Annotated in this window: 21 protein-coding genes; 10 read left to right on the top strand and 11 right to left on the bottom strand. The window is 66.3% G+C overall.

All coding sequences use genetic code 11. The features are described 5' to 3' along the window. Window positions 1-141: 141 nt before the first annotated feature. The 7 genes from ABF821_RS04270 to ABF821_RS04240 form a co-directional block, all read right to left on the bottom strand. Window positions 142-1017, bottom strand: a complete 876-nt coding sequence (locus tag ABF821_RS04270) for a hypothetical protein (RefSeq protein ID WP_415529150.1) — start codon at window positions 1015-1017, stop codon at window positions 142-144. A gap of 69 nt (window positions 1018-1086) precedes the next feature. Beyond that, complete coding sequence (locus ABF821_RS04265; protein ID WP_182973209.1) at window positions 1087-2046, bottom strand: Hsp33 family molecular chaperone HslO; 960 nt, start codon at window positions 2044-2046, stop codon at window positions 1087-1089. Between the two features lie 39 nt (window positions 2047-2085). Then, window positions 2086-2406, bottom strand: a complete 321-nt coding sequence (locus ABF821_RS04260; RefSeq protein ID WP_182973210.1) for a hypothetical protein — start codon at window positions 2404-2406, stop codon at window positions 2086-2088. Continuing rightward, complete coding sequence (gene argF, locus ABF821_RS04255) at window positions 2403-3398, bottom strand: ornithine carbamoyltransferase (RefSeq protein ID WP_415529149.1); 996 nt, start codon at window positions 3396-3398, stop codon at window positions 2403-2405. Before argF ends, ABF821_RS04260 begins: the two co-directional genes overlap by 4 nt. Then, entirely contained in the window at window positions 3395-4606 is a 1212-nt protein-coding gene (locus ABF821_RS04250) for an aspartate aminotransferase family protein (protein ID WP_415529148.1), read from the bottom strand. The genes argF and ABF821_RS04250 overlap by 4 nt, the downstream gene beginning before the upstream one ends. Before the next feature lie 219 nt (window positions 4607-4825). After that, window positions 4826-6322, bottom strand: coding sequence for a carbohydrate porin (locus tag ABF821_RS04245; RefSeq protein ID WP_415529171.1), 1497 nt, complete (start codon window positions 6320-6322; stop codon window positions 4826-4828). A gap of 339 nt (window positions 6323-6661) precedes the next feature. Beyond that, on the bottom strand, window positions 6662-6829 hold the full coding sequence (locus ABF821_RS04240) for a hypothetical protein (RefSeq protein ID WP_415529147.1): 168 nt from the start codon (window positions 6827-6829) through the stop codon (window positions 6662-6664). Between the two features lie 606 nt (window positions 6830-7435). Here ABF821_RS04240 and ABF821_RS04235 point away from each other — a divergent pair. Next, on the top strand, window positions 7436-9865 hold the full coding sequence (locus tag ABF821_RS04235; RefSeq protein ID WP_415529146.1) for a membrane-bound PQQ-dependent dehydrogenase, glucose/quinate/shikimate family: 2430 nt from the start codon (window positions 7436-7438) through the stop codon (window positions 9863-9865). Between the two features lie 69 nt (window positions 9866-9934). Here the strand turns inward: ABF821_RS04235 and ABF821_RS04230 are convergent, their stop codons facing one another. Continuing rightward, the gene (locus ABF821_RS04230) at window positions 9935-10888 is read right to left on the bottom strand and encodes a LysR family transcriptional regulator (RefSeq protein ID WP_415529145.1); all 954 of its coding nucleotides are present in this window, start codon (window positions 10886-10888) and stop codon (window positions 9935-9937) included. A gap of 104 nt (window positions 10889-10992) precedes the next feature. Here ABF821_RS04230 and ABF821_RS04225 point away from each other — a divergent pair, with 104 nt between their 5' ends. The 4 genes from ABF821_RS04225 (at window position 10993) to ABF821_RS04210 (ending at window position 13919) form a co-directional block, all read left to right on the top strand. Further along, on the top strand, window positions 10993-11772 hold the full coding sequence (locus ABF821_RS04225; RefSeq protein ID WP_183008323.1) for an NAD(P)H-dependent oxidoreductase: 780 nt from the start codon (window positions 10993-10995) through the stop codon (window positions 11770-11772). Between the two features lie 162 nt (window positions 11773-11934). Then, on the top strand, window positions 11935-12240 hold the full coding sequence (locus tag ABF821_RS04220) for a c-type cytochrome (RefSeq protein ID WP_415529144.1): 306 nt from the start codon (window positions 11935-11937) through the stop codon (window positions 12238-12240). Window positions 12241-12291: 51 nt separating this feature from the next. After that, the gene (locus ABF821_RS04215) at window positions 12292-13140 is read left to right on the top strand and encodes an alpha/beta hydrolase (RefSeq protein ID WP_415529143.1); all 849 of its coding nucleotides are present in this window, start codon (window positions 12292-12294) and stop codon (window positions 13138-13140) included. A 92-nt stretch (window positions 13141-13232) separates the two neighbouring features. Beyond that, window positions 13233-13919 (top strand): extensin family protein, encoded by a 687-nt coding sequence (locus tag ABF821_RS04210; protein ID WP_415529142.1) that lies wholly within the window; start codon window positions 13233-13235, stop codon window positions 13917-13919. A 40-nt stretch (window positions 13920-13959) separates the two neighbouring features. Here the strand turns inward: ABF821_RS04210 and ABF821_RS04205 are convergent, their stop codons facing one another. The 3 genes from ABF821_RS04205 to ABF821_RS04195 all read right to left on the bottom strand — a co-directional run bounded on the left by ABF821_RS04205 (window position 13960) and on the right by ABF821_RS04195 (window position 17153). Further along, window positions 13960-14916, bottom strand: a complete 957-nt coding sequence (locus ABF821_RS04205; protein WP_415529141.1) for an aldo/keto reductase — start codon at window positions 14914-14916, stop codon at window positions 13960-13962. A 95-nt stretch (window positions 14917-15011) separates the two neighbouring features. Then, window positions 15012-16592, bottom strand: coding sequence for a carbohydrate porin (locus tag ABF821_RS04200; RefSeq protein ID WP_415529140.1), 1581 nt, complete (start codon window positions 16590-16592; stop codon window positions 15012-15014). A gap of 345 nt (window positions 16593-16937) precedes the next feature. Continuing rightward, window positions 16938-17153, bottom strand: coding sequence for a hypothetical protein (locus tag ABF821_RS04195; RefSeq protein ID WP_415529139.1), 216 nt, complete (start codon window positions 17151-17153; stop codon window positions 16938-16940). A 224-nt stretch (window positions 17154-17377) separates the two neighbouring features. Between ABF821_RS04195 and ABF821_RS04190 the strand changes: the two genes are divergently transcribed. The 5 genes from ABF821_RS04190 (at window position 17378) to ABF821_RS04170 (ending at window position 22923) form a co-directional block, all read left to right on the top strand. After that, complete coding sequence (locus ABF821_RS04190) at window positions 17378-18001, top strand: hypothetical protein (RefSeq protein WP_182973221.1); 624 nt, start codon at window positions 17378-17380, stop codon at window positions 17999-18001. Window positions 18002-18007: 6 nt separating this feature from the next. Then, window positions 18008-18319 (top strand): winged helix-turn-helix domain-containing protein, encoded by a 312-nt coding sequence (locus tag ABF821_RS04185; protein ID WP_415529138.1) that lies wholly within the window; start codon window positions 18008-18010, stop codon window positions 18317-18319. 68 nt (window positions 18320-18387) lie between these two features. Continuing rightward, window positions 18388-19818: a DUF2252 domain-containing protein gene (locus tag ABF821_RS04180; RefSeq protein WP_182973223.1), complete on the top strand. Its 1431-nt coding sequence runs from the start codon at window positions 18388-18390 to the stop codon at window positions 19816-19818. Between the two features lie 3 nt (window positions 19819-19821). Continuing rightward, window positions 19822-21525 (top strand): SulP family inorganic anion transporter, encoded by a 1704-nt coding sequence (locus ABF821_RS04175; RefSeq protein ID WP_415529137.1) that lies wholly within the window; start codon window positions 19822-19824, stop codon window positions 21523-21525. A 96-nt stretch (window positions 21526-21621) separates the two neighbouring features. After that, window positions 21622-22923, top strand: a complete 1302-nt coding sequence (locus tag ABF821_RS04170) for a diguanylate cyclase (protein WP_415529136.1) — start codon at window positions 21622-21624, stop codon at window positions 22921-22923. Window positions 22924-23061: the final 138 nt, after the last annotated feature.

Genomic DNA, 23061 nt, shown 5'->3' with positions numbered 1-23061 from the left:
CGGCTGCCAAGGCCCGTCGATCAACAAATGCGTTTCCAAAGGCGCAGCCTTTGGCGGGTTTCAGGGCAGCGCCCTGAGACGTGCCGCCAACATGGAACGCACGAGGGCGGCGGATCACCTCCGCCGCCCTCATACGTAGGCTCAATAGCCGTTGCTGCTGCCGGCCGTGCCGGTTGCCGTGGCCGTTCCGGGCGGTAAGGTCAGGTAACCGGGCTGCGGCGACTGCACGCGTGGAGCCGGGGCGGCGGCGTCGGGTGCCGGGCCACCGGTCGGGAAGATCGCGTTCGGTTCGCTGGGCACGGCGGCCGGTGCCGGAGCAACCGGCGCGGCGGGGGCCGCTGCCGCCGCTGCCGCTGCGGGGGCAGCCGCGACCGCGCCTGTCGCCGCCGCGTCGGGGCTGCCGGGCGCGCCGAGCTGTTGCTGCTGGATCGCGCTCGGCGACGTGCCGGCGGTATCGACCAGCCAGTCCGTCAGATGATGCCGGATCTGGAATTCCAGTTCGACATTCATGTCCTTCATCATCTGCGACGTGATCGCATAGAGATTCGCCGGCGAATCCGCGTTGCCGTCGCTGTCCGACGCGGTCGAGCCGAACGTGCGCCGCACATGGGCCTCGGCATAGCCCGCATGCTGGCCGTTGGGGCTGGAGACGTCGAGATGGACATCCATCTGCCCTTCCAGCGTGCCCCCTGGCTGATGCAGGATCGAGGCCCGGTCGATGGTGAAGACGGCGGCGCCGGTGGTGCCGGCCGCCATCAGCCGATCGGTCGCCATCTGGCGTAGCGCCTGGTCGGGCGGCGTGGGCGCGCGCCCCGAAATATCGCCCGGCACCGTGCCCGGCTGCCCGTTATCGACAATATTGATCGTCGCCACATTCAGGCGGAGCACCGGCAGGTAGTCGTAGCGCAGCGGCGCGAAATTCGGCGGCGGCCCGTCGCTGCACGCCGCAAGCGGCAGGAGCGGACAGGCGAGCAGAAGCAGCATGGGCAACCGGGCAGCCCGGCGGGACGGACGCATGAAGGGGTTCTCCGACGGTGGGGTCGATACGGGACATCGCGAGAAAACTGCCGTTCCGTGCCCGCCCGGTCAATCCGTTACGGGGCCGCCCACCTCATCGCGGCCGAAACGGAAACTGATATTGCAGAACGCGCAATGCATGCTGATGGTGCCGTCCTCGGCCATATGGTCCAGATCCTCGCGGCCGAAGGTCTCCAGAATGCCCGACAGCCGCGCCCGGCTGCACCGGCAGCCGAAGGCCAGCGCGCGCGGACGGTCGGCGCACACATCCTCGGCATGGAACAGGCGATAGAGCAGGGCCTCGGACGACAGGTCGTCATCCAGCAGTTCCGCATCGGTCACCGTCGCCGCCAGCGTCATGGCGGTGGACCACATGTCGTCCTCGTCGCCTTCCGGCGGCGTGATGGCCGCGATGCCGCCTTCGGTCGCGATGCGCTCCAGGATCAGGGCGGACGCGCGCCAGCCGGCATCGGTATGCGCGCAGGCCAGCCGCACCCAGCAGGCATGCTGCTCGCTGGTCTCGAAATAATGGGCGGCCATCTCCGACAGCGACGGGCCGGTCATGGCCACGATGCCCTGATGCAGGTCGGTGTCCGGCCCCTGATCGACGGTAAAGGCCAGATAGCCGCCGCCCAGCAGCCGGGCCGCGTCGGCATCCGGATCGGTCGCCGCCAGCGCGGCCACCGCGTCGTCGTCGGAATGGGCATGGAAGCGCAGCGCGCCGGCATGGGTGCAGTCCGCCACCAGCAGCGAGACCGGGCCGTCCCCCTTGGCCTGGAGCGAGAACGACCCCTGAAATTTCAGCGCGGACGCCAGGCCGCCGACCAGCGCCAGCGCCTCGCCCGCCAGACGCAGCACGATGTCGGGGTTGTCATGCCGGCTCAGCAGCGCATCCGCCAGCGCCCCCAGCCGCACCAGCCGCCCGCGCACCGGCCGGCCGGCCAGATAGAATGGCGTCACGCCCTGGGGGATCACCAGGTCGGGAACATCCGGCCGGTGGGCATCGAGAAAGGCGGGGGTATCGATCATACGGGGGCTTCCGAACGGAGGGCGTGTCAGGCCGTCCTCTTAAATACGGGCGCTGATTTCGGCTTCCAGGGCTTCCAGCCGGAGTTCGAAGGCGCGCAACGCCTCCGGCCCGATCTTCTCACGGGCCGCCAGGGCCTTCAGCAGCGCCTGCCGGCAGCGATCATGCGCCGCATCCAGGTCTTCGGTGCGCGGCGCGGTGGCCAGGCAGTCCAGATAGGCGTTGCGCAGGACCATCACCCCCGGCCCCGAACAGGGGAGGGTGGCGAAGGCGGCCTCGACGCTGCCTTCCACCCAGCCGGGGGTGGACGGAACGTCCTCGGTGGTCGTCGGGTGGGCGGGCGTTTCGGCCGGTCCTGTCATCGCGACGCGTCCTCTTCTCCGTAATCCTGCCAGTGCTCGCCGCCCAGCGCCCAGACCAGCAGGCCCTTCTGCGCGTGCAGGCGGTTCTCGGCTTCGTCGAATACCACCGAGCAGGGGCCTTCGAACACGTCCTCGGTCACTTCCTCGCCGATATGGGCGGGCAGGCAGTGCATGAACAGGGCATCGGGCGCGGCCAGGGCCATCAGCCCGGCCGTGACCCGGTATGGATCGAAGGCCAGCAGGCGCTGGGCGGACTCGCTGTCGGACATGCTGACCCAGGTATCGGTCACCACGCAGTCCGCCCCCGCGACGGCCTCGCGCGGGTCGGTGGTCAGGGTGATGTCGGCACCGCCCTGCCTGGCCCAGGCCACGGTTTCGGCCGGCGGGGCATGACGGTTCGGCGAGGCGAGGCGCAGGCGGAAGCCGAACAGCCGTGCCGCCTCGATGAACGAGGTGGCGACATTGTTGCCATCGCCGATCCAGGCGATCGTCCGGCCGGCGATCGGCCCGCGATGTTCCTCGAACGTCATGATGTCGGCGAGGATCTGCACCGGATGCGAATGCGGCGTCAGGCCGTTGATCACCGGCACGCTCGACCAGTGCGCCAGCTCGTGCAGCGCCGTCGCGTTGCCGGTGCGCAGCACGATGGCATCGACGAAGCGCGACAGCACGCGGGCGGTATCGGCGATCGTCTCGCCCCGCCCCAACTGCATGTCGGCCGGCGAGAGCAGGATCACCTCGCCGCCCAACTGGCGCATCCCGACCTCGAAGGAGACGCGGGTGCGGGTGGAGGGCTTGGAGAGCATCAGCCCCAGCGTGCGGCCTAGCAGCGGCAGGCGCGGATGCAGCGGGCGCGCCCGCCCGTGCTGCATGTGCTTGATGCGGCTGCCCACATCCAGGATGGCGCGCAGGGTCGCGCTGTCGAAATCGCGCAGTTCCAGGAAATGGCGCGGTGCGGCGTGCGTGGCGGGGACGGCGGACAGGGCGTTCATGCCGCGTTCTCCGCATTCTGCGCGATGGCGGCCTGATGGGCGCGCAGGCGCAGCGCGGCGCGGCGCAGCCGGCGACCGGCCTCGGCGCAATCTTCCTCGGTCAGCACCAGCGGGGGCACCAGACGCAGCACGTTGTCGCCGGCGGTAACGGTCAGCACGCCTTCATGCATCGCCGCATCCTGCATCAGCGCGACCGGGGCCAGGCAGCGCAGGCCCAGCATCAGGCCGATGCCGCGCCACTGGGCGAACAGGTCGGGGAATTCGCCGGCCAGCGAATCCAGTACCTCGGCCAGTTGCGTGCCGCGCGTCTGCACCTGGTTCAGGAAGCCGGGGGCCAGCAGCACGTCCAGCACCACGTTCGCCGCGGCGCAGGCCAGCGGGCCGCCGCCGAAGGTGGTGCCGTGCGAACCCGCCGTCAGATATCGCGCCACGGCCTCGGTGGCCAGGACGGCGCCCATCGGGAAGCCGCCGGCAATGCCCTTGGCGGTCGAGAGCACGTCGGGCGTCACCCCCGACCATTCATGGGCGAACAGCCGGCCGGTACGGCCCATGCCGCTCTGCACTTCGTCCATGCCCAGAAACAGGCCGAATTCGTCACAGACGGCGCGCAGTTCCTGCATGAAGCGCGGATCGGCGATGTTGACACCGCTTTCGCCCTGCACCGGTTCGATCATGATGCCGGCGGTCTCGGGCGTGATCGCGGCGCGCACGGCGTTCATGTCGTTCATCGGCACATGGTCGAATCCTTCGACCACGGGGCCGAACCCGTCGAGATATTTCGGGTTGCCGGTGGCCGACAGCATGGCCAGCGTGCGGCCATGGAAGGCGCCGTTGAAGCAGATGATCCGCGTGCGCTCCGGATGGCCGCCATGGGCCTGCGCCCGGCGGATCATCTTGACCATGCCTTCGTTGGCCTCGGCGCCCGAATTGCAGAAGAAGACGCTGTCGGCAAAGCTGGCGGCGACCAGCCGCGCGGCCAGCCGCTCGGCCTGCGGCACGCGGTACAGGTTCGACACATGCATCACCCGCGCCGCCTGCTGGGCGATGGCCGAGACCAGTTGCGGATGGTCATGCCCCAGCGACGAGGTCGCGATCCCCGCCCCCAGATCCAGGAATCGTCGCCCGTCCACCGCGTACAGCCAGCAGCCTTGGCCCCGCTCGAAAGCGAGATCGGCACGGTTGTAGGTGGGCATCAGGGCGGGGATCATGGAGATCGGAACCTTATCGTTTCGTTGTCCGGTGTCGTCGGATATCGGTGTGGTTGGCCATAATGGAACGCGAAATGGCCCACGCGCCGCGGCGGGTGGGCCATTTCGCCTCCACCCGCATGATGTGGGCGGGTGAGGCATCAAGTCAAATTCTCTGTGGCCCGCCGGCCGCGTGGCGGCCATGCGGCCGGCGGGCCGGCAGGGGTCCGGAAGGGGATTTTACAGCGACGCGACCACCTTCAGGCCCACCACGGCGGCATCGGGGATATGCCCCGTTTCGCCGGGGCGGATCATGTACTGGAACTCCGGCTGGATCAGCAGCCCAGGGCAGGTGTCGATCCCGTAATACGCCTCGATGACGTGGGAGTCCGTCTGCGGCCCGGTCACCTGTCTGCCCAGCGACAGGCCGGCATCCTGGGCGATGGTCTGCCCCTCCCGCTTGCGGTCGCTGACATGATACCAGGAATACAGAATACCCAGCCGGTCGGTCGTGCGTCCCGGAATCAGCCCGTTGAACGAGATGCCGCCATAGGCCTGGTCGGAAATCGACGCGACATGCGGCGTATTATGGATATAGCCGGCCATCAGGTATCCGCCGGCCATCTGGCCGGGGCCGCCCTTGCGATAGATCATCTGCTCGCTTTCGAACCAGAACATATCCATCGGCGCGCTGCGCTCACGCCCCGGCTGCGCGACCAGATAGGACGGCTTGGTCCCCAGCGCGTCCGGGTAGCGCGTGGTGTCGTGGGCGTAGCCGAGCACATAATGGCCGGGCAGCTTGTCGCGCGTCAGATAGGGCTCCCAGGTGAATTCCGCCGGCAGCATCAGCCCGGTCGCGTTTTCACTGGCCCACGCCCAGCCGCTGGGGCCGTCGGCCAGCGGCTGCACCTCGTAGGCGCCCACCTGGATGGCGGTATCGCGCGTGGGGCGGAAGCGCGCCCGCGCGCCCCAGGTCGCCTTCGGATACACGGCGAAGGCCGGATCGACCTTCAGCGCCACGGGCGCCGAGCAGGTGACCATGAACGAACAGAGCAGCGGCGAGGTCGCGAAGACGTGGGTCAGCGCCATACGGCCGAAGGCAACGTCGAGGCGGTTGTCGAACGCCTTTTTCTCGGCATAGAAATCGACGAGATGCGCCACGACATGGCCCGACAGGCCATAGACCTCCATCAGGTTGATATAATAATCGCCGATAAGATCGTGCGAAATCTCGCGTCCGGCGCGGTTCATGACCAGCGTATGCACGGTCCAGCCATCCAGCGAGCGCGACATCTTTCCCAGGTCGAAAACCATCTGGAGCGTGAATTCGTGCACGTAATCCATGCCGCGCCGGATGCCGCCATTGATGTTGCCCATGCCTTCCGCCTTGTAGGTCAGCGAGAAGGTGAAGCCTTTATCCTGCAGGCGTTTGCGAAACGGCATGATCTGCGGCACCAGATGCCCGGCGGCACCGGTCGGCACGTAATAAGGGTCCGACATGTCGGTGCGCCGCTGCGCATCGACTTCGGACGGCAGCAGCCACGACAGGCCCTCCTGGTCGGTCAGGGCATCCAGTTCGATCGCATGGTGATGATTGCTGCGATCATAGCCATTCGCGGCGTTCGTGCCAGGATCGGCCTTTTTCGCCGACACGGTGCCCTTTGGCTGGACCAGGACCCCCGGATGCGACGCATCGGCACCGCTGTCGATGCCGGTCTTCGCTGCGGGGGCCGTCACCGGAGTGGCGGCGTGGGCGGCGGAGAGTGTTCCGGCTTCGCCCGCCAGCCCGACAAGGGCGGCGAGCCACAATTTGCCGAGAGCCAGGCGGCGTAATGCAGGAGGGAGTGAAGTTTCGCCGTTTGTTCTGGCCGTGAAAGTTCTCACAACGACCGGGCTCCATTTTTGTTATATAGTTATTAACGAGGACAAGAACACTACAATTCCTCTTTTTTCAAGAGGAGGGGGCGCCCATTAATGGCGGGGTTCCTGTTATTACATGAAGTGATCGATATCGACGGGATGATGACGGCATCCTGCGGTCGATGACTGCGGGACAGGCCGAAATACCCCGCAGGATCACGGTTTTTCAGCGAAAGGGAGGGGCGCGCGCAGTCCGGTCGGGTCGGTCGGAAGACGCAACGCCGCCATTGCGGGGAATGACGTATCGAGCGTTTGTTCCGCGCAATTTAAATTAAATTTTATCCATGTTTTACAGCCAAAAATAAACTGGAAGTCATTTTTCATCGTCTCATTCCAGGTCGGGTTTTTAACCCGTCCTGGGCGCGCCTATCGGCATGAGAAGACGAAAATTTCTCCAGTACACAAAGGGTTCGTTTTTCCTGACGTGAAAAACAGATCAATCCGAGGACGGTGTAAAATACTTAAACCGTCATTGATTGATACCCAATCGGTATTGAAACTCTACGGCGTGCGGACGGCACCAGCGTGTTGAGAGGCGGAATCTAAAAAAATAATTATAAAACAGGCAGATGCTATGTAAGCTCTTGTGTTTGAATACGAAGGAATGCCCGCGGATGCCCTTCCGGACGACGATATTCCTGTTCATCACAAGCCTGTGACCGGGGTCAGGGATCCTCTCTCTGGCGGTCATCGTCGGCGATGAGGCAGCGCGGCAGTCGGAAAAAAGCCAAACAGGTATTGATTAAAAAATATTAATCAAAATCGTGGCAAAGTTTGCTTTCACGTTATGGAAAGCCTGGGGGAAGAGGCGTAAGCATCCCAAAGTTTATCGGGCGACGGATTCAGGCATTCGCATGCTTCTGACCCCGGTCCGGCTTGGCCCGAACGCGCCACGTGTGACAGCGAAGCCTCCAACCTTGGAACGGTAGAATGGATAATACAGCGAATCATCGATCTAGGATCAGTGACGGATGCCGGATTGCATTCGTCCTGATCAGCCTGGCCGTCGGGCTGGCCCTTGTCGCCGGCGGGTTCCAGCTCGTCACACTTGGCGGCTCGTTCTATTATTTTCTGGCCGGTGTCGCCTATGTGGCGCTGGGTGCGCTTTTCCTCGTCAAGGGGCGGGCGTCCTGGGCTCTTTCTCTCTCGGTCGCGATTTTCGTCGCAACGGTCCTCTGGGCGCTTTATGACGCGCCGCAGTTCGCCTTCTGGCCGCTGCTGCCGCGCCTGATGGTGCCGGCCATCATGTTCATGCTCAGCCTGCTGGTCACGGCGACTCTGCCGTCCATGCCGTCTTCCACGCGGCAGATCAGCGCGGGCGGTGGCGTGGCGCTGCTGCTCGGCGTGGTCGTGACCCTGGTCGAGATGTTCTCGCCCCATGGCGGCATCCAGGGCGAGGCGCTGGACAAGGCCCGCGTGGCCTCCGCCGTGCCGCCCCAGCCCGATGACTGGCAGTTCTACGGGCGCAATGTCAGCGGCACGCGCTATGTGCCCTACACGCAGATCACCCCGCGCAACGTCACCGACCTGAAGGTGGCCTGGGTGTATCATACCGGCCGGCGCACCAGGGGCCCCGGCGCGGGCGTGGATGAGAACACGCCGGCACAGATCGGCTCGGTTCTGTATTCCTGCACGCCTGAAAACGTGATTTCCGCGATCGACGCCGACAGCGGCAAGCAGATCTGGCGGTTCGACCCGCACGCCCACACCGCCGAGCACGTCTCATGCCGTGGCGTCGGCTACTACGACATCACCAAGGATGACAGCCTGACCGACGAGGACAGGCAGGCCGCGGCGGACCAGCCCTGCCAGCAGCGCATCCTGGTCTCCGCCGTCGATGCCCGCCTGTTCGCGCTGGACGCCCATACCGGCCAGCTCTGCCCCGGTTTCGGCGACAATGGCTATGTCGACCTCAAGAAGAACATGGGGCCGACGGAAAACAGCAAGCGCTATCATCCGACGGCCCTGCCGGTCGTCATGGGCCATCTGGCCGTGATCGGCGGCTGGGTGCGTGACATCGTGCATGGCGAGCCCTCGGGCGTGGTCCGTGCCTATGACACCCGCACCGGTGCCCTGGCCTGGGCGTGGGACGTCGGCGATCCCGACAGCCCGGTTCCGCCCGATGCCGACAAGCAGTTCACGCTGGAAACACCGAATGTCTGGGCCGTCCCGACCTACGACAAGGCGCTGAACCAGGTCTATCTGCCCACCGGCAACGGCCCGCCCGACTATTGGGGTGGTGACCGCGACGCGGTGAAGAACAAGTTCGGCGCGGCCCTCGTCGCCGTCGACGCCACGACCGGCAAGACCAAGTGGGTCCGTCAGTTGATCCATCACGACGTGTGGGATTTCGATCTGCCGTCGCAGCCGGTGATGTATGATGTAACCAATGCGAAGGGCGAGAAGATCCCGTCGCTGATCCAGACCACCAAGACCGGCCATATCTTCGTCATCGACCGCCGCACCGGCGACTTCGTGACGCCGGTTGAAGAACGCGCGGTCCCGACCACGCCCGCCGCGCAGGGCGAGCATCTGTCGCCGACGCAGCCGTTCTCGGTCGGCATGCCCACCATCGGCGCCGATCCGCTGTCCGAGCAGTCGATGTGGGGCGTCAGCACCTTCGATCAGCTCTATTGCCGCATCATGTTCAAGAACTCGGTTTACGAAGGCCCCTTCACGCCGCCTGGCGAGAAGCCCTACATCGAGTGGCCCAGCCTGCTGGGTGGCATGAACTGGGGTGGCATCTCGATCGACGAGGCGAACGACATCATGTTCGTCAACGACATGCGCATGCCGCTGCGGATGATGCTGGTGAATCATGAAGACGCCAAGCATTACAAGATCTCGACCGACGAGGTTCCGGGCTTCATGGGCACGCTGCGTCCCCAGATCGCCGGCCCCTATTCGGGCGTGCGGATCGACATCCTCCAGTCGCCGCTGCAAGTGCCGTGCAACACGCCGCCTTTCGGCACCATGAGCGCCATCGACCTGCGCACCAAGAAGCTGCTGTGGCAGGTGCCGATGGGAACGGCCGAGCAGCTTGGTCCGATGGGGATCAAGAGCCACCTGCCGATGCCGATGGGCATGCCCACCCTGGGCGGCCCGACGACGACGGCCTCGGGCCTGCTCTTCTTCGCCGGCACGCAGGACTACTATCTGCGCGCGCTGGACAGCATGACCGGCAAGGAACTGTGGAAGGCTCCGCTGCCCGCCGGCGCGGTCGCGGCTCCGCTGATCTACAAATCCCCCAAGACGGGCAAGGAATATGTCGTGATCTCCGTCGGCGGTGCCAGCCACTCGCCTGACGTGGCCGACGACGTGATCGCCTACGCCCTCCCCGAGGGGACGACGGCCCAGTAAGGACGCGACCCGTCGCGCCAGCGACTGGCATTTCTACGACGCCCCCGCCGTTCCGACGGCGGGGGTTTTTTATGATACGCGAGGCTTCGGTGCTCGTGCCGTTCCCTGCCGGGTTATGCCCGATATGGATGCGATTCCGCTCGCAAGAAAATCGGCGCACAGCCGTATGCGGGCGATGCCGGACCGCTCCGGCGCGATCAGCATGCTCAGCGGCGATGCCGCAAGTGCGTAATCCGGCAGAATGACTTCCAGCCGTCCATCGGTCAGGCAGTCTTCCACCAGCCAGCGATGGGCGGGGCCGAAGCCCCGTCCGGCCAAAAAGGCTTCCCGCGCCGCCAGGCCATGGTCGACGGTCAGCCGTTCGCGGAAAGCAACGGTGTGATGCGTGCCGTCGGGGGCCTGCAGATGCAGCCGCTCCGACCCCTGCACCCGCGACATTCTCACACCTTCCAGGCCCGCGAGATCCTGCGGGTGGCGCGGCCTGCCATTGGTTTTCAGCCACGCAGGAGACGCGACCAGCACGCGGTGACTTTCTCCCAGCAGGCGCAGTTTCATCGAACTGTCGTTCAGCGGCCCAAGGCGAATGGCGATATCCACGCCCTCGCGCACAAGGTCGATGCGCTCGTCCGTCAGGCCGAATTCGATCCGGATAGCAGGGTAGCGGTCCTGAAAGGCATGGACCAGCCTGCCGACATGCAGCGTACCGAGCGCCCCGGTGCAGGAAATCCGGACCGTGCCGGAAACCGCCTGCCTGGTCTCTCGCATTTCCTGGCTGGCCTGCTCGACCAGTCCCAGGATACGCAGGCAGTGGGCGTAATAGCGCGCGCCTTCGTCGGTCAGCGTCACCCGGCGCGTGGTGCGGGTAAACAACGGTACGCCGAGCGCATTTTCCAGTTCGTGCAGATGGCGCGTGACGGTCGACTGGCCGATTCCGAAATCACGCGCAACGGCCGTCAGGCTTCTCCGTTCGGCAATGCGTACGAAGGTTCGGATGCGGTCGAGAGTAATGTCAGATTGTTCCATTATCCGGCATAGTCCTATCTGGACACGATCTATAGAGGAACAATGGAGGGCTGCCTATCATGGCCCGGCGTCTCCCTCCTTTCCGATCGCAATGGAAAACGCCTATGAATGTCCTCATCGTCTATGCTCACCCTGAGCGGCAGTCGCTGAACGGCGCCCTGCTCGACTGCGCCATCGGCGCGCTCGAAGAGCAGGGCCATACAGTAAGGGTTTCGGACCTCTATGCCATGCGGTGGAAAGCCGCTGCCGATCATGCGGATTTTCCCGACCTTGCGGAAGGAGAGCGGCTCCGGGTCGCCTCCGCCTCGGCGCGGGCCTTCGCCGCGCATGACCTGACGGACGATGTCAGGGCCGAACAGGAGAAGCTGGTCTGGGCCGATACCGTAATCCTGCAGTTTCCCCTGTGGTGGTTCACCATGCCCGCGATCCTCAAAGGCTGGGTAGACCGTGTCTATGCCTGCGGTTTCGCATATGGCGTTGGCGAGCACAGCGACAGGCGGTGGGGCGATCGCTACGGCGAGGGCGTCATGGCCGGCAAACGGGCCATGCTCGTCGTCACCACCGGTGGCTGGGCGGAACATTATTCGCCCAGGGGGATCAACGGCCCGATCGACGACCTGCTGTTTCCGATCAATCACGGTATCCTGTTCTATCCCGGCTTTACCGTGTTGCCGCCTTTCGTGGCCTATCGCGTCGACCGGCTGGACGATCGGGCATTCGCTACCGTGGCGGCGGCGCTTCGCACGCGGATGCAGGCACTGGGCACCATCGCCCCGATTGCCTATCGGCGACAGAATGATGGCGATTACCGGATTCCGGCCATGGAACTGAAACCCGGCCTGGAAAAGCCAGGTGCGACCGGCTTCGCGCTACATTTGGACTGAAAGCACCCCCCCGGAAGGCGCACTCGGCCCGCCCTCCGATGACGGGGCAGGCGGGCAGGGCGCCCGTTACACGGCGTCGTCAATGCCGCCGCCGCCCGTCCCTGGGTCCGACCAGAGCCCGCCGGTCCAGGAGGCCGGGCTTCGCAGGCATACGCCGCGATCATGACGGCCCGCTCGCGCTACGTGCTTCGCGTCGTCGCGGCCGGGCGGGTCCGGTCTGGCAGGGCGCTGTATGCCGAGCGCTGTCGCCCCTGTCATGATAACAGGGCGGGAAACCTCGACGAGGCCCCGCCGCTGGCCGGGCGGAATTTCCGGGAAAAATGGAGCAATCGTCGGGATGCGCTCGATGCGAAGATAAAAATGTCCATGCCGAAGGACGAGCCGGGTGTACTCTCCGCCGCGGCGGTCTCGGACATCGTGGCCGCGCTGTTCGCCGGGCATACCGCGAAAGCCGATGTCGCGAACTGACGGAAACGGGTAGAAAGGTTGTTTCTTCAGGGCGCAGGCCGAGGTGCGATCATGTCCATAAGGCTCTGGAGGAATGCCCTGCTCCTGTCGGCGGTCGTCCTGATCGCGCCGTCAGCCTGGGCAGGCCCGGCGGGAACGGAACCGGCGGGAGGCCTGCCGGCACCGCGTCTCGCCGCAGATCCGGTGTCCAATGCGCGGTTTTTCACGTTGATGCTGGGTGACGGCGCGCGTCAGCGGGTTCTTTTCAGTGCGCCCCCCGATGCGCGGGGCACGCTGGTCATGCTGCCGGGCGGGTCCGGGCAGATCGGCCTGGAGGACGACGGGCAGATCCGCCACGGCGATAATTTCGTCGTGCGGACCCGTACGCTCTGGCTCCGGCGCGGTTACGCGGTGCTGCTCGCCGATGCCGTCGATGGGATGAACCTGCGGGGCCTGCGCAGTTCGCCGCGTTACGCGGCGGTCGTGGAGGCGCTGGTCGATTTCGCCCATGCGCACATGGCCGGTCCGGTCTTTCTGCTCGGCACCAGCCAGGGGGCGATCGCGGCCATGAACGGTGCGGCCCATGCGCCGACCGGCCGCGTGGCCGGCGTGGTGCTGACGGAATCGGTGTCGGTGATGGGCGGCAGTCGCGAGACCGTCTTCAGTGCCGATCCCGGCCAGGTCCGTATCCCGGTCCTGATCGTCGGCAATCGTGACGATCGGTGCAACGTCGCGCCACCCGGTGCCGTGCCGGACATCGCCGCCGCGCTCGACCACAGCCCGGATGTGCGGGTGCTGTCCGTGTCGGGCGGTCAGACGCGAAGCCGGAAAAATTGCGGCTCCCTCACGCCCCATGGCTATTATGGTATCGAGGTCCCGACCGTGGATGCGATCATCCGCTGGCTGGACGGCCATCGCTGACGGCACCCGCCGCCCGGCAATGAGGAAGGAGACGGCATGCCGAGGATGCGGCCACGCGCCATCGGTTCCATCGGTCGACGCCGAAAAGATCCATGCGTTTAGGCCGTCTTTTCATCCTGTCCCTCTGTGCGGCCATGGTCGCGTTGGCCGTGTTTCACCGACGCTGGCTGCCGCCGGCCTACGATCCCACCCAGCCCCTCGATCTCGCGGCGGCATGGACGTTCATGACGCCCCTGAAACTTCGCCTGCTGTCCGTGTCTCCCGAATTGTGCCGCGCAGCCCTCATCACATCCCGGCTGCCTGTCCGGGAACACGCGCACAGCGGCACCGCGGCCTGTCCGCTGGAGGGCGTCTATACGGTCGGTGGTGGCGCGGTCTCGCTCCTGCCCGCCAGTTTCCTGGCATCGTGCAGCCTGGCGGTGCGCTGGTCTCTGTTCGAACGCCAGGTCGCGGAGCCGGTGACGCAGGCCGTGTTCCATACCGGCCTTTCGCGTATCCGGCATGTCGGCAGCTTCGCTTGCCGCGATGTCCGCGATCGCCCAGGCGCGCAGAGCAGCCATGCCACCGCCGACGCGATCGACGTGTCCGCGTTCGTCCTGGCTGACGGCAGGGAAATTCCGGTCAGCGCATGGAACGCGTCAGCGCCCGTCGGCCTTTATCTGCACCGGATGCGCGACCGGGCCTGCCGCGTGTTCGGTACCGTCCTGTCGCCCGACTACAACAGCCTGCATGCCAGCCACTTCCATCTCCAGGCCACCGGCTTCGGTCTCTGCCGCTGACCGGCTCGCGCCTGCCCCGCATTGGAGCAGGCCGGCCGCGTCAGGGCGCGCTCGCCTGGTCCAGTTCCACGATATCCCGTTCCTCCAGTACCAGCGCGGCGGCTTTCGCGAAGCTTTCCACATGGCTGCGCCTGGTGGCGCTGGCGATCGGTGCCGTGACGCCCGCGCGGGCGATCAGCCACGCCCGCGCCACTTCCGCGTCGCTGGCGTCATGGCGGGCCGCGACGGCATCGAGCGCGGCAAGAACGCGCATGCCCCGCACGTCGAGATATTTCCCGATCCCTTCGCCGCGCGTGCTTTGGCCCAGATCGTCCTTGCTGCGATATTTCCCGGACAGAAAACCCGAGGCGAGGCTGTAATAGGTGACGACCCCCAGCCCTTCGCGGATGCACAGGTCGCGCAGCGCCCCGTCGAAGCTGTTCCGGTCGTAGAGGTTATACTCCGGCTGGAGCACCTGATAGGCCGGCAGGTTCTGTGCCCGCGCCACATGCAAAGCCTCGTCCAGTTGCGTGGCATCGAGGTTGGAGGCTCCGATGGCGCGGATCTTGCCGGCCTTGAGCAGCTTGTCATACGCACCCAGTGTTTCGGCATAGGGCGTGTGCAGGTCCGGCCAATGGGAGAAATAAAGGTCGATCCGCTCGATCCCCAGCCGGGCGAGCGAGGCATCGACAGCCTGGAGAATCCAGCTTTCCGACAGGCCCTTGTGGCCCGGCACGCCCATGTCGGAGCCGACCTTGGTAAAGATCTTCACCTTGTCGCGCATGCCGGGGCGCGCCTTCAGCCAGTTGCCGATGATCGTTTCCGACTCGCCGCCCCTGTTGCCTGGCGCCCACGCCGAATAGACATCGGCGGTGTCGATGGCATCGAACCCGTGATCGACGAAGGCATCGAGCACATCGAAGCTCGCCTTCTCGCCGATCGTCCAGCCGAAGACATTGCCACCGAAGACGATCGGCGCGATCTCGAAGCCGGTCCGGCCCAGGGAACGTGTCTTCATGGCGCAGGCTCTCCTGTCTTGCCGTTTCAGGGCGGCGGATGGCCGCGCGCATCCGTCGCTTCCCCGGCCGCGCGGTTCCCCGCCGCGGCCCGGCGTCAGAACAGCACGTTGAGCGCGGTGCTGAGAACCACGGCATCCTTGAACACCGTCGTGCCGCCCACATGATTGACATACTGGAAGTCGGGCTGAAGCGACACGCCGGTCATCACATGGACCGAATAGAAAGCCTCGTAGATGCTTTCATGCCCCTGGATACCATAGGGCGTGCCGAAATTGGCGCCCCGGAACGGTACCCCATAGGCGGCGGCCGCTTCCTGCGACTGGATGGCGCTGCGGCTGAAATTGGCCCATTGGAAGTTGATTCCCACGCTGTCCAGCGGCCGGCCCCACAGATAGCCGGTATCGAGCAGGGCGGCGACCAGATGATGATTCATCTGCGATGTCTTGCCGTCCGCATAGGAATATTGCCCGGCCAGCACCAGCCCGTTCGACTCGCCCGGCCCATGGCGCACCAGCATCTGGTCCGCCAGCACCCAGACCGAGGTCTGCCCGCTCTGCCGACGGGGTGGCAGCCCGGTGACGATCCAGGGCTGGCCGTTGCCATCCGCGTACAGATTGTCATAGCGCGAATTGTCGTACAGCACGCCGACCTTGTAATGGCCGATCAGATGATCGGGGCCGAATTCCGGCAGCCAGCCCACTTCCACTTCGGTGCCCAGCTTGCCCAGATTGTCCTGCCCCCAGGCCCAGCCGGAAATACCGCCGTTATAGGAATGCGGCGACACGGCAAACAGGCCGCCCATCACATAGAAATGGCGGGTCGGCATCAGGCGCAGCACCGTGCCGATATTGCCCGACGGCCAGTCGCGCCCCGATGCCAGGTATTTCGTCGGCGTCACGTTGCCGCACAGCCAGACGTTCATGAAGCTGCACACCCAGGGCGAGTTGTTGAAGAACGTCCCGGTCGGAATCCAGCCGACGGCCAGCTCGACCTTGTGATGCAGCCACGATTTCTCGAAATAGGCCCAGACCAGATGCGCGACCACGTTGCCGCGCGCGCCATAGATCTGCTGCACCTGGTTGCCGTTATCGCCGAAGAGCCGGCTGAGATTCTGCCCGTTGCCGTTGACCGCCAGCGTATGCAGCCACAAATCCTCGGACCACGCGCCCGCGCCCAGCAGCTTCTGCCAGTCGATATCGACCGTGGCGCCGACCTGGCCCGCCAGGGTGTAGCTCTGCCGCTTGCCGCCCGCGACATTCCCTGAAATGCCTTCATAGAGGGCGAGGGCGGCATAGATGCCGTGGTTCTGGAGCCAGGGCTGCACGCCGCCCCAGTCGCCGAAGGCGTGGGTGGTGCCGTAGGGCGGCCCGAAAGATGGCGGACCATAGGCCGATTGCAGGAAGCCGGGGATCGTCTGTTCCAGATTGCCGATCGGCGGGGTTTCTCCCGCGGTCTGGGTCGGTCGGGCGAGGGGCGAGGCGGCCGGAGCATCCTCATCGGCGGCGCGCGCCGGCAGTGCGCCGGGCACGATAAAGGCGGCCGCCAGCGCCAGGGCGGCCAGGCCGGCACGGGCGCGCGTGGTCCTCATCCGGCGGGAGAGGGCACGCGCCCCGCTGCGGGCCGTCTCGATCAATGAAATGGAGAGCGTCGGCCGGGTCTCGGAAAGATTGGTCACACTTTCGTATCTTTTCGTGGCCGATTGGGCAAAAGAACAGTCCTTTTCAAGGAGAATGGAGGTGGGGTGCATTGCGGATGGGGCATTGCCGCGTGATTTTGTCCACATCATCTGTATTTTCTATTTATTTTTATTCAGAAATTCTACCAAAAAGCTCAAGTCTGGCATTTCATGCCTTGGCGAACAGGGCGCGGAGCCTGCGATACGACAATTTATGTTGTCCGATAAGATGCGTGGAAAAATTTTATCTTCTTGGACAATGGGCAGGATTATGATTTCCATCTGCGCGCGCCGTTCACAAAAACGTGATAATGACGCGGGGAGGGGCTGCCGGCGTCTTACGCGTCATAAACACACATGGGCAGGCGTGGTTCCGTAGGACGCCGCGTGGCGTCCGGCCATGCCGTCAACCTTGTACAGCGGGCAGGCTGTTGCCCCGTTCCACGCTGTCGGTCCGCCCCCCGACCGGTGCCGCGCGCTGTTCCAGCGGCCAGAGGGCGGCAATCTGGCGACGATCGCCGCGTTCTGCGGTCCGGCCACCATCAGCACATCGTCCTCCATGCCCCGCCTCCTGCCCCACGCGCCGGGATGGAAGGTCGCGCATGGTCAGCAGACAGGACGGATAGCGCGCGACGGGCATCGCGCGCCGCAGAGTTGGAGCCATGGCGGATGGGGGGAATCTTCATAAAAAATAACTTTGAAATAAAAAGTTGTTTGTTATAGCTTTGCCGCTGTCCCCGCCGACACACGGCGGACCCTGACCAAAGCACTATTGCGAGGCTCCCATGACCCCCCAAGCCGACACGTCGCTGCATGACGACCTGACCTTCATGCGTGCCCTGGCCGAGGCCGGCCGCAACGCGCCGCTGACCAGCGGTCCCTATTTCCTCACGGCCGGCCTCGTGTTCGGTCTCGCCAGCTTCGTCGCCTGGGCGGTCGCGACCGGCCACACGCTCCTGCCGCCGCAGGCGCAGGTCTGGGTGTGGCTGGCGGCGATGGTCGTCTATCTGCCGGTGATCTGGTTCCTCAACCGCGCGCAACTGGGCCGCCCCGGCAGCGTGGTCATGGTCAACCGCGCCATCGGCATGATGTGGAGCGGGCTGGGCAGCGGGATCGGCATCATGTTCCTCGCGGGTATGGTCCTGGCGTGGCGGTGCGGTACGCCTGTCGTCTGGGCGATGTTTCCCTCGCTGATCCTGGCGGTGTACGGCGCGGGGTGGAGCGCCACCGCCGTCATCGCGGGCCAGTCCTGGCTGCGGGGCGTGGCGGCGGGGGCCTTCGCCGGCGCGCTGGCCGTGGCCGCGATGATCGACAGTCCGGTCCTCCTGCTGCTCTACGGGCTGCTGATCCTGCTGCTGGTGGCGCTGCCGGGCTGGGTCCTGCTGCGCCGGGAAGGCCGGGCGGCGTGACGGACCATGGATAATTTCGATATCGGGCAGATCGACGACGTGATCCATGGTCGCGTGCGGCTGGGCATCATGGCCTATCTGTCCTCGGCCGGGATGGCGGATTTCACGGCGCTGCGCACCCATCTGGGCGTGACCGACGGCAACCTGTCCACCCATCTGCGCAAGCTGGAGGATGCGGGTTACGTGGTGCAGGACAAGGGCTTTGCCGGCCGCCGCCCCCTGACACGGCTGGTCCTGACCGACAGCGGCCGGGCCGCCTTCGTCGCCTATCTCGATGCCATCCGGCGGCTGGTGGACCAGGGCGCGCCGCCGGGCTGAAGGCCCCGCAGGGCCGCTGCCGATGTTTTGCGCGTGACGGCGGCCCTCCGACTTGCGAAAACCGGGCGATGACCGCTCGTCCTGCCTATCCCGCCGATTTTCCGACCCTCAGCCGGGCCGCCGCGCTTTCCACGCGGCGGGAACGCCATGCCGGCGGGCGCGCGCTGCGCCACAGCCTGCCGCGCGGCGCCCATGCCGACTGGGCGCCCCCGTCCGGCCGGGCGGACCCGGTCACGATCCTGGAACGTCAGGGTCAGGACCGCATCGCCGGCCTGCTGCCGATCCGCTACCGGCGCATGGCGGCGTCGCCCTTCGCCTTCCTGCGCGGGGCGGCGGCCGTCATGGCGATGGATCTGGCGCAGACGGTCTGGACCGGTCCGCGGGTGCAGTCATGCGGCGACTGCCATCTGGCCAATTTCGGCGCCTATGCCTCGCCCGAGGGCGCGCCGGTCTTCGACATCAACGATTTCGACGAAACCCTGCCCGCTCCCTTCGAGTGGGACATCAAGCGTCTGGGGGCCTCGCTGGTGCTGGCGGGGGAGGAGTCCGGCCTGGCGGACGGCCCGGCGCGCGCCCTTGCCGTGCTGGCGGCAAGGGCCTACGCGGCCGAAATGGCGCGTCTGGCCCCGCTGACGCCGCTGGAAATCTGGACCAACCGGATCGACCTCGCCGCCGCGATCGACGCTTTCGCCGATGGGCGGGCGCGACGCCGGGCGCGGACCCTGCTGGCCGAACGCATGGACAGCGCCCGCCGCCATTTCGGTCTGGTGGCCGATAATAGCGGCACGCCCGCCCTGCGCGAAAAACCGCCGCTGGTGATGCGCCTGCCCGAGCATGACGGGATCATCCGCGACGCCTTCGCCCGCTATGTCGCCACCCAGCCGCCCGAGCGTGGCATCCTGCTGGCGCAGTACCGCCTGCGTGACGTGATCTTCAAGGTCGTGGGGGTGGGCAGCGTCGGCACGTTCTGCGCCATCGGCCTGTTCACCACCGCTGATGGCGACAGCCTGCTGCTCCAGATCAAGGAGGCGCAGGATTCGGTGCTGGCGCCCTATGCCGGGGTGTCGGTCTTCCGCAACCAGGGGCAGCGGGTGGTCACCGGCCAGCGCATGATGCAGGCGGCATCGGACGCGTTCCTCGGCTGGACCCACACGCAGGGACGGGACGAAGCGGAAGACACCCGCCACGACCTCTCGGGCGCCGGACGGCAGTTCTATGTCCGCCGCCTCAAGGATTCCCGCCTCGCTGCCGTCGGCACCGAGGTCGCGCAGGAGGGGCTGGTGGACTATGCCCCGCTTTGTGGCCGCACGCTGGCCCGTGCCCACGCCCGCACCGGCGACGTGGTGGCGCTGGCCGCCTATCTGGGGCGGGGCCGGGCCTTTGCCGATGCGATCGGCGGCTTCTCGGTCCTGTATGCCGCGCAGACCCGCCGCGATTGGGAGGCATTCCGCAAGGCGATCGCCGCAGGGCGCCTGCCCGCAGGGGATGGAGGAATCTGAGGCATGGCGGCCGGAGCCAGGCGGGGCCTGAAGGTGTCCCTTCCACTCAGGGGGCTGCTGGGCCGCCTGCATGCGCCGGGCGGCTGGAGCGACGCGCTGGCCGGGCTGACGCTGGCCTCGATGAACATTCCCCAGGTGCTGGGTTATGCCGCCATCGCCGGCATGCCGGCGGTCACGGGCCTGTATACCGTGCTGCTGCCGCTGGTGGCCTTCGCGGTGCTAGGCTCGTCGCGGCACCTGGTGGTGGCGGCCGATTCCGCCACCGCCGCCATCATCGCCAGCGGCCTGGCGGGCATGGCGGTGGCGGGCAGCCCGGCTTATGTGGCGCTGGTCGGCGTGGTGGCATGGCTGGCGGCGGCATTCCTGCTGGGGGCGCGCCTGTTCCGGCTGGGGTTCCTGGCCGATTTCTTCTCGCGCACCGTGCTGGTCGGTTTCCTCACCGGGGTGGGGGTGCAGGTGTGCATCGCCATGTCGCGCGACATGCTGGGCGTGGCGGCCCCGGCGCATAATCCGCTGGCGCAACTGGCGCAGGTCGCGCGCGGGCTGCCGACAGCCAGCGGATTATGCGCCGGCCTCTCGCTGCTGGTGGTGATGCTGATCCTGGCGGGCGGGCGGCTGCTGCCGCGTGCGCCGATGGCGCTGGTCGCGGTGGTGGGGTCCATCGCCGCCAGCCGGGCGTTCGACCTGGCGGGTCACGGGGTGGCGGTCATCGGCCCCATCGCGGGCGGCCTGCCGTCGCTGGTCCTGCCCGACGTGACGTGGAACCAGATGCTGGCGCTGCTGCCGGTCGCGGGCTCCTGCGTGGTGGTGATCATCGCGCAGAGTGCCGCGACCTCACGCGCCTTCGCCCTGCGCTGCCACGAACGCGTGGATGAAAACGCCGACATCCTGGGCCTGTCCGCCGCCAACGCCGTCGCCGCGCTGACCGGGGCGTTCGTGGTCAATGGCAGCCCCACCCAGACGGCGATGGCGCTGCGGGCCGGTGCGCGCAGCCAGCGCGCGCAGCTTGTGTTCGCGCTGGTCACGCTGGTCGTGCTGCTGGTGCTGACCGGGCCGCTACGCGACCTGCCGCGCTGCGTGCTGTCCGCCATCGTCTTCAGCGTTGCGGCGGGGATGATCGACTGGCGGGGCCTGCTGGCCATCCGGCGCGAGAGCCCCGGCGAATTCCGCCTGGCTGTGGTCACCGGCGCCGCCGTGGTGGGGGTGGGGGTGGAGCAGGGCATCTTCCTGGCGATCGCGCTGTCGCTGTTCCGCCATGTCCGCCACAGCTACCGGCCGCACAGCATGGTGCTGCGGGTGGACGACGCCACCGGCATGCTGGAGCCGGTGCCGGTGGGGCGGGGCATCCAGACCGAGGCCGGGCTGGTCATCTATCGTTTCGGCGCGGACCTGTTCTACGCCAACTGTTCCCGTTTCGCCGACGACGCACGGCTGCTGGTCAATAGCGCACCTACCCCCCTGCGCTGCCTGATCGTCGATGCCAGCGCGATCACCGATCTCGATTTCTCGGCCGCCGGCATGTTGCGCGACCTGCTGGCGGAACTGCGCGGGCAGGGCGTGCGTGTGCTGTTCGGCCGCGTTTCGCCTTATCTGCGCGCCGACATGGACCGGCACCGGATCACGGCGACGGCCGGCGCGGATTCCTATTTCACCGCGCTGCATCCCGCGATCCGCACCGGCCGCGCCATCGTCCAGGCAGAAGGATAGATCGTTCCATCGTACGAACATGGCAGTCCCCCTGTTTCCGAGACGGATAAGGTCGGCTATGAGTGTGATGGGGGATATACGGGGTTTTGATGGCGCGTGGTGGACGATTTTCATGACGTCATGGCACTGGCGATCGAAGGGAGCGGAACCGGCATCTGGGACCGCGACGTGGTTACCGGCACGATCAGGTATTCGACCGCATGGCTCGAAATATTGGGCTATGACCGTGGCGAGAGCTCCCAGCAGATAGAAGACAGCTACGACCGCATTCACCCCGACGACCGGGCCTATGTCCAGACGACCATGCAGGACCATTTCGACGGGCGAACCTCGGTCTATGAGGTCGAGCACCGGCTGCGCTGCAAGGACGGCAGCTACAAATGGGTAATGAGCCGCGGCATGGTCATCAGCCGCGACCCGCAGGGCCGCGCGCTGCGCATGGTCGGCACGACGGCAGACATCACCTCGACCCGTCTCATGGCGGAACGGCTGCGGCAGAGCACCAATCTGGTCGCCAACCTGACCAACCAGATCCCGGGGATGATCTTCGAATCCCGGCGCGCGCCCACCGGCGAGGCCCGCATGACCTATGTCAGTTCCGGTATCGGCGAGATCTTCGGGCTCACGGCCGCGGACGTGGCGACCAGTACGGCTTCCATTCACGCGCGCATCTATCCCGACGACCGGGCGATGTACCATGCGTCGCTGGACGCGTCGCAACGCGACCTGGTGCCCTGGCAATGCATCTTCCGCGTCGATCTGCCGACGCGGGGATTGTGCTGGCGGCAGATCGATGCCCGGCCGGCCCGTCTGCCGAACGGCGACACGCTGTGGCACGGCCTGGTGACGGACGTGACCGAGCGCATGGAAATGGAGCAGCAGCTTCATGATCTGGCGCGACTGGATCATCTGAGCGGCCTGCCGAACCGGCGCGCATTCCTCGAACGGATGGAAAAGACGTGGTCCGGCCTGGTGCAGGCGCGGCTCGACCGGGTGGCCGTGATGATGATCGACGTCGATCACTTCAAGTCGATCAACGATCGCTACGGCCACGCGGCGGGCGACGAGGTGATCCGCCACGTCGCGGCGATGATGTCGTCCGTCCTGCGGTCCAATGACATCACGGGGCGTATGGGGGGCGAGGAGTTTGCCGTCTGCCTCCCCAATGTCGGGATGGCCGAAGCCGGCCGCATCGCCGACCGCCTGCGTGTCGAAATCGCGGAGACGCAGGCGTGGTTCGAGGAAATCGCCATTTCGCTGACGGTGAGCATCGGCATTGCCGCGATGCTGCCCACCGACAGGAATGGCGAGCAGGTTCTGGCGCAGGCCGACAAGGCTTTGTACATGGCCAAGCAGGCGGGCCGGAACAGGTTGGCCTTCGCTCAGGATTCAGACTGAGCGCCTGTCTGGAAACGGCCTCCGGCGCCGATCCGGCGCGCGCCGCCCGTGCTGCGCTCCGATGCGCGGAAACACACCATGGGCAGGGTCGTGAAGGGGCGCGCGCACGCACGGGGGCCGGGTACGGCTCATGACGGC

It is taken from the genome of Gluconacetobacter sp. (assembly GCF_047721585.1).
Taxonomy (GTDB): Bacteria; Pseudomonadota; Alphaproteobacteria; order Acetobacterales; family Acetobacteraceae; genus Gluconacetobacter; species Gluconacetobacter dulcium.
Note: the sequence above shows the minus strand (reverse complement) of the source record. Positions and strands in the feature narration are given on the sequence as shown.